Here is a 9740-nt window from a genome sequence, read left to right as displayed (position 1 = left end):
CTCCCACAGGGGTTATGCGTCAGACACAGATCCAATGTGGGAGCGGGCTTGCTCGCGAAGGCGTCAGCTCAGGCACCGATTAATCACTTGGCCAACCGCCGCAGCCCAAACAACATCCCCCCCGCCCCCAACAGCATCACCAGCAGAAACACCGGGTACGAGATCCACCACGGCGTGCCTGCCGTCATCATGCTGAACTCCGACATCCCGCCAATGCTGGCGATCAGGTTCAACGGCAGAAACACCACGTTGATCAACGTCAGTTTACGCAGCAGGTTGTTCATGCTGTTGTTCATCAAGTTGCCGCGCGCATCGATCAGCCCGGAAAACACCGTGGAGTAGATTTCCGCCTGCTTGTAGCACTGGTTGTTCTCGATGATCAGGTCGTCGATCAGCCCGATCGCTTCACTGCCGAAATGCTGTTTATCGGCATGATTGCGCAGCCGCGTCAGCACCGCGCCGTTGCTATGCAGCGCGTTGATGTAATAGATCAGGCTTTCGCTGAGGTTGAACATTTGCACCAGATGCTGGTTCTGCATCGAGGCGTTGAACTTCTGTTGAAGCTCACGGGCTACCAGTTTGATCACCTTCAGGTGGCCGAGGTAGTGGTGGATGTTGTTGAACAGCAAATCGAGCAACACATCCAGCGGCGCATTGAGCGGCTGGCGCGTGCCAATGCCGTGCAGCGGCGTGTCGTCAGTGGCGATCACCAGCAACTGGCCGGGCGAAAACAACAGGCCGCAGGACGACACTTCAAACGCCAGGCTGCCACCGCCTGAATAATTTTCCGGGCGCTTCCAGATCAGAAACAAGTGGTCGGGATGGAACTCGATTCGCGAGACCTCATCCGGGTCCAACGCCGAGGCCAGCGCGTGTTCGTCGACCTTGTAGTGGCGGTGGAGCAAGTCGCGCTCGCCAGCATCGGGATTACTGAACAGCATCACCTCGGCATCCAGCCGCTCGACCCGCTGCAACGCGCCATGACTCAATGCAAAACTGCTGATCATCGGCGCTTCACCAGGCCTGGCCGCGACGTTTGAGCTCCAGCCGTCGCACGAACTCTTCCAGCACCAGTGAATACAGATCGTCCTGCAAATAGGCGTCTTCGATGCCGGCGTCGAGGTTCGGGTTGTCGTTGACCTCGATCACCACCACTTTGTCGCCGGCCTGTTTCAGGTCCACGCCGTAGAGGCCATCGCCAATCAGGTTGGCGGTCTTCACCGCCAGTTCCACCACCGCTCGCGGCGCTTCGTGAACGGCCAGGGTGCGGCACTCGCCGTTGATGTCCTGGCCCTTGGCCTTGTGGTTGTAGATTTGCCAGTGGCCCTTGGACATGAAGTATTGGCAGGCAAAGATCGGTTTGCGGTTGAGCACGCCGATGCGCCAGTCGTATTCGGTGTAGAAAAACTCCTGCGCCAGCAGCAACACCGAGTGTTCGAACAGTTCGGCGGTGGCTTCAAGCAGCGCCTGCTGGCTTTCGACCTTGATCACCCCACGGGAAAAGCAGCCGTCGGGGATCTTCAGCACCAGCGGAAACCCCAGGCGTTCGCCGACCCGTTCAAAGTCTTCCGGTCGTTCCTTGTAGAGAATTTCGGTGGCCGGCATGCCCAGTTGATGGCTGTTGAGCAGATCGGTCAGGTAGACCTTGTTGGTGCAACGCAGGATCGACGTCGGGTCATCCATCACCACTAGCCCTTCACTTTCAGCTTTCTTGGCGAAGCGATAGGTGTGGTTGTCGACGCTGGTGGTCTCGCGGATCAGCAAGCCGTCGTATTCGGCCAGGCGCGCATAATCCTTGCGCTCGATCAGCTCGACATCGATACCCATGCGCTTGCCGACCCGGACGAAATTCTCCAGTGCCTTGGCGTTTGATGGTGGCAAGGCCTCCTGCGGATCGTGCAGGATTGCCAGGTCATAACGCGCCACTTGTGGCGAGCGTGGCACCCGCCAGACTTTACGGCTGAAACCGTCCAGCGCATTGGCGAATTGATCTTCCTGATCGTCACGCAACTTGTGCAAGGCGCCAGACTTAATGCCTTCGATGTGCCAACCGTTAGTTCGGCGAAATTCAACTAACAAAATCGGACACGGGAACACTTCAAACAACTGTCGAGCCAAATCCTGCAGCGGCTCGATATGCGTCGTGCCGAAGTAAAGTGTCAGGGTGAAACCTTCGGTATCGCTATACAGGTGATGACTCAGGGCTTTTTCCAGGGTTTTATCCAGGTCATCCAGTGCCAGGCCGTACAGTGATTTCCTGGTCAGTTCGCTGATGGTGCGCACCGATGGAATCACCTTGTGCCCACGTGCTTCAGCTAGCAGCGAGCAGTAGTAACCGTGCCCCAGGTACTTGTAACTGCGGCACAGATTGATCACCTGCACGCGCTTGCCCGGCTCGCTGTCACGGGTTTGCTCAAGGTATTCCTGCGCGGTGACGATGTCCTCGCTGGGAAAGTATGAGGCCCAGTCTTCCTTGCGTTCGACGATGATCAACACTTGACCGGAAGTTCTGATGGCTGGATTTAAAATAGTTGCCGCCGGCAAACTTTGCTCGGATACTTCGCGCCAATGACCCTGTACCGCTGACATAGAGATTGATCCGTTGGAGAACAAGACCATTTCTATTAAGCACGAAGTTTTTCGAAAGTCCCGTTTCGTTACGCAACTTTTACGGTGGTCATATGAAGGCTGTTTTTCGTTTGGCGGTAGTTGAAGATCTGCCGGCGCTGCTGGCCCTGGAAATGCAATGTTTCACCACGGACCGGCTGACCAGCCGTAGCTTTCAATGGATGATCACCCGCGCCCATGCGCAGTTGCTGGTCGCCGAACATGCCGGTCAACTGCTCGGCTACGCACTGGTGCTGTTTCATCGCGGCACCTCGCTGGCGCGGCTGTATTCCATCGCCATTGCTGGTGAAGCGCGCGGCATCGGTTTGGGTAACCAATTACTGCAACGCATCGAGGCCCGCGCGGTTGAGCACGATTGCGCGTACCTGCGCCTGGAAGTGCGCATAGACAACCCCACCGCGATTGCCTTGTACGAGCGCAACGGCTATCGGCGTTTTGCGCTGATTCACGATTACTACGAAGACCATGCCGACGCGCTGCGCCTGGAAAAACGCATTGTTCAACACCGTGATTCACGCAGCATCAAGGTGCCCTACTACCCGCAAACCACCGAGTTCACCTGCGGCCCGGCATGCCTGTTGATGGCCATGGGTGCGCTGCAACCCGGGCGTTTGCTGGAGCGGCGCGAGGAACTGCAACTCTGGCGAGAAGCGACCACGGTGTTCATGACCTCTGGCCACGGTGGCTGCAGCCCACAAGGGTTGGCACTGGCGGCATGGCGCCGGGGTTTGCGCGTGCGTCTGCAATTGAGTATGGCCGGGCCGTTGTTTCTCGATGGCGTGCGCGATGAGCATAAAAAAGATGTCATGCGCCTGGTACATGAGGAGTTCACCGCGCAACTGCAGGAGACCGACATCGAACGCATGATCGACACCCATCTGGATCTGCCGCGCCTGCTGAAGACGGGTGGTCAGCCTCTGGTGCTGATCAGCAGCTACCGCCTGACCCGCTCCAAGTCACCACATTGGGTGGTGGTGACCGACTGCGACGAGGACTTTGTGTACCTGCACGACCCCGACGTCGATCACAGCCAGCATCGCCAGCCCATGGACTGCCAGCATGTGCCGGTCAGCCATGGGGAGTTTGAGAAGATGAGCCGGTTTGGGCGAGGAAAATTGCGCGCGGCGGTGGTTTTGTCACCTCGGTAAGTCTTGGTGCCCAGACACCTGTGACGAGGGGGCTTGCCCTCGCTGGGTCGCAGAGCGGCCCCCGTTTTAACTACGCCTGCTTCGCAGGCGAACGGGGGGCAAGCCCCCCTCACCACTGGACTATCCGCCTGCCATAACGAAGGTTACTTCAGGCCGACCTTGTACAACGAACCATTGTCCTCATCCGTCAGCACATACAGATAACCATCCGGCCCCTGTCGCACGTCACGAATCCGCTGTTTCAGGCCCCCCAGCAACCGCTCCTCATGCACCACCTTGTCGCCGTCAAACTGCAAGCGGATCAGCTCCTGACTGACCAATGCGCCGATGAACAGATTCTGCTGCCAAGGCTTGAAGCGATCAGCGTCGTAGAACGCCATGCCGGTAACGCCGGGGGATTTCTCCCACACATGGTGCGGATCGACGGCGCCCTCGACGCTTTTGCCCTTGGCTTCCGGAATCGGTTGCAGCGAGTAGTTGATGCCGTGGGTCGCCAGCGGCCAACCGTAATTCTTGCCGCGCTCGATGATGTTCACCTCATCGCCACCATGGGGGCCGTGCTCGTTCTCCCAGAGTGTGCCGTTCCACGGGTTGAGTGCCGCGCCTTGCGGGTTACGATGGCCGTAGGACCAGATTTGCGGACGTACGCCAGACTGGCCCACGAACGGGTTGTCATCCGGCACCCTGCCATCGAGGAAGATTCGCACCACTTTGCCCTGCAATTTGTCGAGGTCCTGCGCGGTCGGCCGGTCGTTGTTTTCGCCGAGGGTGATGAACAGGTAACCGTCGCGGTCGAATACCAGCCGTGAGCCGAAGTGATTACCGGTCGAGAGCTTCGGCTCCTGACGGAAGATCACTTTGAAGTCTTTCAAGGTCCGCAGGTCGTCCGACAGCCGTCCACGGCCCACTGCCGTTCCGGCCTTGTCCCCGGCGCCACCGCCCTCCGCGTACGACAGGTAAACCAGCCGATCCTGCTTGAAGTCCGGCGACAGCACCACGTCGAGCAAACCACCCTGGCCCTTGGCCCAGACTTTCGGCACGCCACTGATGGGTTCCGAACGCTTGCCATCGGCGCCAATCACCCGCAGGTTGCCCAGGCGCTCGGTCACCAGCATGCCCTGGCGGTCCGGCAGAAACGCCAGCGCCCATGGATGCTCGAGGTTTTGAGTAATCGTCGTGACTTCAAGGGTGCCCTGCTCGCTTTGCAGCTCTTTGGGGGCGACGGCGAAGGCTGGCGCGCTGATCAGCGCGCCGGCGCACAGCGTGGCTAGAAGGGTTTTACGCAACATGCACGATTCCTTTTGTTCGTTTGAAAGGCTGACAGGCGCTCAGTCCTGCCGTTCAACGGTTGCTGTCTGCGTCTCGTGGAGGTGAGTTGGGAATGAATTTCGGCGGTGTGCTCGGCACCGAACGTTGCTGCTGGCCATTGCCGATGCCGCCGTTACCGACAGTGGGTGAACTGGGCACAGGCGCCGTGTTCGGCCCGCGAATCGCCGGCGCATTGGGCTGTGTGCCCTGCATGCTGTTGGGATTGGCCCGGCGGATCGGGCTGTTGTAGGGGTTGTTGTTGGTACCCGTGGGACTTTGTGCCAGCAACAACGACGGGGGCGGTGCCGCGATGTCGGCGTGCGCCAGACCGGCCCCGAGGAGCAGAACGATGATGCCTAGCGGAATTCGGTTCATGGGCGGCCTCACGATGCACAGGGAATAGAGCCTTGGAGTCCACGCTACGCCGCCGGTTCGGATTTGTTAACCCATGGGCGTTAAACAACATGTAACACGGCTTGACCAGAACCCTTGAGTCCTGCGCAATCACTGGAAACTTTCGCCACGCGCCGCAGGTCACCTGATCATCACTCGGAGATCTCACTATGGCTCGGGCAATCTGGAAAGGCGCGATCAGTTTCGGATTGGTACACATCCCCGTCGCGCTGGTATCGGCAACCTCCTCCCACGGCGTGGACTTCGACTGGCTGGACAGCCGCAGCATGGACCCGGTGGGCTATAAACGGGTAAACAAGGTCACCGGCAAGGAGGTCACCAAAGAGCACATCGTCAAAGGCGTGGCCTATGAAAAGGGGCGCTACGTGGTGCTCAGCGAGGAGGAAATCCGTTCGGCGCACCCAGTGTCGACCCAGACCATCGACATCTTTTCGTTTGTCGACGCCGAACAGATTCCCCTGCAAAACATCGACACGCCCTACTACCTCGCCCCGGACAAGCGCGGTGGCAAGGTCTACGCATTGCTGCGTGAAACCCTGAGTAAAACCAATAAGGTCGCCCTCGCCCGCGTCGTTCTGCACACCCGGCAATATCTCGCGGCGCTGATGCCGCTGGAATCGGCGCTGGTGCTGGTCAAACTGCGCTGGCCGCAGGAAGTGCGCGGGCTGGACGAGCTGGAGTTGGGCAGCGAAGTGACCAAGCCGCAACTGGCCAAGGGCGAACTGGATATGGCCAGGCGCCTGGTACAGGACATGAGCGGCGACTGGAGTCCTGAGGACTACAAGGATGGATTCGAAGACAAGATCATGGCCCTGGTCGAGAAAAAGGCCCATGAAGGCAAGATCGAGGATGTCGAGACGGTCGGTGGTGAGGAAGAGCGCAAAACGGCGGATGTCATCGATTTGACAGAACTGCTTAAGCGCAGCCTGGGTGGCAAAGCCCCGGCCAGGTCGAAGGCGAAAGCCAAGCCTGCCGGCAAGGCTGCGCCGGCGAGGAAGACCAAAAAAGCTTCTGGGGAATAATCAGATGCGGTTCCTGTCAGGAAGCTGACAGGTTGGCTTTGAGAGACTTTTCGCGAGCAGGCTCGCTCCCACATTTGGAATGCATTTCGTTCTGAAGGGAGCCCCCAGAATTACACATCGCCTGTGGAAGCCAACCTGTTGGCGATGGCCTCAGATCAGAATGAACACCGCCAGCAGACCGCCGAAGATAGCCCACTTTTCCATGTAGTAACGCGCGCGATTACGCTTTTTCAGCTCTTTGCCACGCAGGCGGACTTTGTAGATTTTGGTAAACAGGCGGTTGATCCCGCCGGTACGGTCGCCCGCATCGTTCGGCGCACCGGCCGCCGACATCACGGTGCGGCTGAACCAGGCGTTGAACGCCGCCGCCCAGCGATATTTCATCGGCCGCTCGATGTCGCAGAACAGGATGATGCGGTTCTTGTCCGTGGTGTTTTCGGCGTAGTGGATATAGGTCTCATCGAACATCACCGCTTCGCCGTCGCGCCAGTGGTAGCTCTCGCCGTCGACATTGATGTAGCAACCCGCATCGTTCGGCGTATCCAGCCCCAGGTGGTAACGATAGGAGCCGGCATAAGGATCTCGGTGACGCACCAGTTTCGACCCCGGTGGCAGCTCGGCGAACATCGCCGCCTTGATCGAACCGATGCTCTGCACCAGCTCGGTGGTGCGCGGGCACAGCTTCATTGCCGACGGATGGCTCTCGCCGTACCACTTGAGGTAGAAACGTTTCCAGCCACTTTTGAAGAATGAGTTGAAACCGACGTCATCGTACTGATTCGAACGCTTGATCTCACCGGCGCGCAGCAGATCCTGCCCTTCCTGACGGATTTCTTCCCAGTGCGCCTGCAACGGACTCAGGTCAGGAAACTCGCAAGGATCGAGATACGGTTTGTTCGGTTTCTTCGAAAACAGGTACAGGAAGCAATTGATAGGCGCCAGAAACGTCGAGTGATCGCTCAGTTGACGGCCCAGTTTGTGACGCACACGACCACGAAGGTGAACGTATGCAATCGAAATGACATAAATAGCGGCAATGATGAGTTTCACGGAAATCGTCACACGTCAAAAGTGAACAAACTGCGCGCCTGCCGGCCGGAGGCCCAGGGTCTGATGCAGTGGCATGAATACGAATACTGTCCCGGTGGCACTTCCTTGAGCCCATGCCGTTAGCGGCTATTGGGTAATTGGATGGCATTTTAGCCATACTTTGTAACCAATAGTGAACCTCATCTGTGAAAAACTGTCCGCTGAATCTGCCAAACAGCAGGCGCGGCATCATCGCCCTATCGTTTAAAGAGCCAGACCAGTACAATCACCGCCAAACTTTACGCGCCCCCCTTGGTTGATGCCGGGACTCTCCCCGCCTCAGCGCACTTTGACTCGGGCCAAGCGCTCCGGCCGCACCCTCGCTACTCAGAATGCTTCGCAGGAAAAACTCTTGATTTCTACAGCTAACATCACGATGCAGTTCGGCGCCAAGCCGCTGTTCGAAAACGTTTCGGTCAAATTCGGCGCGGGCAACCGCTATGGTCTGATCGGCGCCAACGGTTGCGGCAAGTCGACCTTCATGAAAATCCTCGGCGGCGACCTCGATCCGTCCGGCGGTCAGGTCATGCTCGAGCCGAACGTGCGCCTGGGCAAGCTGCGCCAGGACCAGTTCGCCTACGAAGAATTCACCGTGATCGACACCGTGATCATGGGTCACGAAGAGCTGTGGAAGGTCAAGGCCGAACGCGACCGTATCTACTCGCTGGCAGAAATGTCGGAAGAAGACGGCATGGCCGTGGCCGAGCTGGAAACCGAATTCGCCGAGATGGACGGCTACACCGCCGAATCCCGCGCCGGTGAACTGTTGCTGGGCCTGGGTATCGGCATCGAGCAACACTTCGGCCCGATGAGCGAAGTCTCGCCAGGCTGGAAGCTGCGCGTGTTGCTGGCGCAGGCACTGTTCTCCGATCCGGAAGTGCTGCTGCTCGACGAACCGACCAACCACCTGGACATCAACACTATTCGCTGGCTGGAAAACGTCCTGACCCAGCGCAACAGCCTGATGATCATCATCTCTCACGACCGTCACTTCCTGAACAGCGTGTGCACGCACATGGCTGACCTGGATTACGGCGAGCTGCGTCTGTTCCCGGGCAACTACGACGAGTACATGACCGTGGCGACCCAGTCCCGCGAGCAACTGCTGTCGGACAACGCCAAGAAGAAAGCGCAGATTACCGAGCTGCAATCGTTCGTCAGCCGCTTCTCGGCCAACGCCTCGAAAGCCAAGCAGGCTACTTCCCGTGCCAAGGCGATCGACAAGATCCAATTGGCCGAGGTCAAGCCTTCCAGCCGTGTCAGCCCGTTCATTCGTTTCGAACAGAACAAGAAGCTGCACCGTCAGGCGGTCATGGTTGAAAAGATGGCCAAAGGTTTCGACGGCAAGCCGTTGTTCAAAGACTTCAGCTTCCAGGTTGAAGCTGGCGAGCGCGTGGCGATCATCGGCCCGAACGGTATTGGCAAGACCACCCTGCTGCGCACCCTGGTCAACGAACTGACGCCGGATGCCGGTAGCGTCAAGTGGACCGACGCCGCAGAACTGGGCTACTACGCTCAGGACCACGCGCACGACTTCGAAGACGACGTGACGCTGTTCGACTGGATGGGTCAGTGGACGCAGGGCGAGCAGATGATTCGCGGCACTTTGGGCCGCATGCTGTTCTCCAACGACGAGATCCTCAAGTCGGTCAAAGTGATTTCCGGTGGTGAGCAAGGTCGCATGCTGTTCGGCAAGCTGATCCTGCAAAAGCCGAACGTACTGGTGATGGACGAACCGACCAACCACCTGGACATGGAGTCGATCGAGGCGCTGAACCTGGCTTTGGAAAACTACCCGGGCACGCTGATCTTCGTCAGCCACGACCGTGAGTTCGTATCGTCCCTGGCCACGCGCATCATCGAGCTGAGCCCGGATGGCGTGACCGACTTCAGCGGCACTTACGATGACTACCTGCGTAGTCAGGGTGTGGTGTTCTAAGAACAGCTGCGAGTATTGAGCTGCCAGCTTCAAGCTAAGGCCCTGTCCATGTGACGGGGCTTTTTGCATTCCAGAGCCCAGTATCTATACGGGTACCGACACCATCGCGAGCAGGCTCACTCCTACAGGAGGACGCGTTTCAACTGTGGGAGATTCTATGGTTCATGCCTAGCCCCTAAACGGCTTTAGGTG

At 58.5% G+C, this 9740-nt stretch carries 8 protein-coding genes; 3 read left to right on the top strand and 5 right to left on the bottom strand.

Annotation, left to right across the window (positions count from 1 at the left end; genetic code table 11):
- Positions 1-83: 83 nt before the first annotated feature.
- Entirely contained in the window at positions 84-1007 is a 924-nt protein-coding gene (locus PseAD21_RS28865) for a magnesium transporter CorA family protein (RefSeq protein WP_102359103.1), read from the bottom strand.
- A gap of 7 nt (positions 1008-1014) precedes the next feature.
- Positions 1015-2589, bottom strand: a complete 1575-nt coding sequence (locus PseAD21_RS28860) for a RimK family protein (RefSeq protein WP_102359102.1) — start codon at positions 2587-2589, stop codon at positions 1015-1017.
- A 92-nt stretch (positions 2590-2681) separates the two neighbouring features.
- Here PseAD21_RS28860 and rimI point away from each other — a divergent pair, with 92 nt between their 5' ends.
- Positions 2682-3776: a ribosomal protein S18-alanine N-acetyltransferase gene (gene rimI / locus PseAD21_RS28855; RefSeq protein ID WP_102359101.1), complete on the top strand. Its 1095-nt coding sequence runs from the start codon at positions 2682-2684 to the stop codon at positions 3774-3776.
- A 143-nt stretch (positions 3777-3919) separates the two neighbouring features.
- Here rimI and PseAD21_RS28850 read toward each other — a convergent pair whose 3' ends face one another.
- Together PseAD21_RS28850 and PseAD21_RS28845 are read right to left on the bottom strand one after the other, a co-directional pair.
- On the bottom strand, positions 3920-5065 hold the full coding sequence (locus PseAD21_RS28850; RefSeq protein ID WP_102359100.1) for a PQQ-dependent sugar dehydrogenase: 1146 nt from the start codon (positions 5063-5065) through the stop codon (positions 3920-3922).
- 52 nt (positions 5066-5117) lie between these two features.
- Positions 5118-5459 carry a hypothetical protein gene (locus tag PseAD21_RS28845; protein ID WP_102359099.1) on the bottom strand — a complete coding sequence of 114 codons (342 nt, stop codon included), beginning with the start codon at positions 5457-5459 and terminating at the stop codon, positions 5118-5120.
- 188 nt (positions 5460-5647) lie between these two features.
- Here PseAD21_RS28845 and PseAD21_RS28840 point away from each other — a divergent pair, with 188 nt between their 5' ends.
- Positions 5648-6520, top strand: coding sequence for a Ku protein (locus PseAD21_RS28840; RefSeq protein ID WP_102359098.1), 873 nt, complete (start codon positions 5648-5650; stop codon positions 6518-6520).
- Between the two features lie 150 nt (positions 6521-6670).
- On the opposite strand, the gene lpxO is transcribed toward PseAD21_RS28840, so the two are convergent.
- Positions 6671-7570 carry a lipid A hydroxylase LpxO gene (gene lpxO, locus PseAD21_RS28835; protein WP_102359104.1) on the bottom strand — a complete coding sequence of 300 codons (900 nt, stop codon included), beginning with the start codon at positions 7568-7570 and terminating at the stop codon, positions 6671-6673.
- A 391-nt stretch (positions 7571-7961) separates the two neighbouring features.
- Between lpxO and PseAD21_RS28830 the strand changes: the two genes are divergently transcribed.
- Complete coding sequence (locus tag PseAD21_RS28830) at positions 7962-9548, top strand: ABC-F family ATPase (protein ID WP_102359097.1); 1587 nt, start codon at positions 7962-7964, stop codon at positions 9546-9548.
- The last annotated feature ends 192 nt before the right edge of the window (positions 9549-9740 follow it).

This window comes from Pseudomonas sp. AD21 (assembly GCF_002878485.1).
Classification (GTDB): domain Bacteria; phylum Pseudomonadota; class Gammaproteobacteria; order Pseudomonadales; family Pseudomonadaceae; genus Aquipseudomonas.
The sequence above is the reverse complement of the archived record's forward strand: the minus strand, read 5'-3'. Positions and strand labels throughout refer to the sequence as shown.

Coding starts and splice junctions, on each gene's coding strand:
- PseAD21_RS28845 (WP_102359099.1), bottom strand. CDS start 5,459: ATGAACCGAATTCCGCTAGGCATCATCGTTCTGCTCCTCGGGGCCGGT.
- PseAD21_RS28840 (WP_102359098.1), top strand. CDS start 5,648: ATGGCTCGGGCAATCTGGAAAGGCGCGATCAGTTTCGGATTGGTACAC.
- PseAD21_RS28850 (WP_102359100.1), bottom strand. CDS start 5,065: ATGTTGCGTAAAACCCTTCTAGCCACGCTGTGCGCCGGCGCGCTGATC.
- rimI (WP_102359101.1), top strand. CDS start 2,682: ATGAAGGCTGTTTTTCGTTTGGCGGTAGTTGAAGATCTGCCGGCGCTG.
- PseAD21_RS28860 (WP_102359102.1), bottom strand. CDS start 2,589: ATGTCAGCGGTACAGGGTCATTGGCGCGAAGTATCCGAGCAAAGTTTG.
- PseAD21_RS28865 (WP_102359103.1), bottom strand. CDS start 1,007: ATGATCAGCAGTTTTGCATTGAGTCATGGCGCGTTGCAGCGGGTCGAG.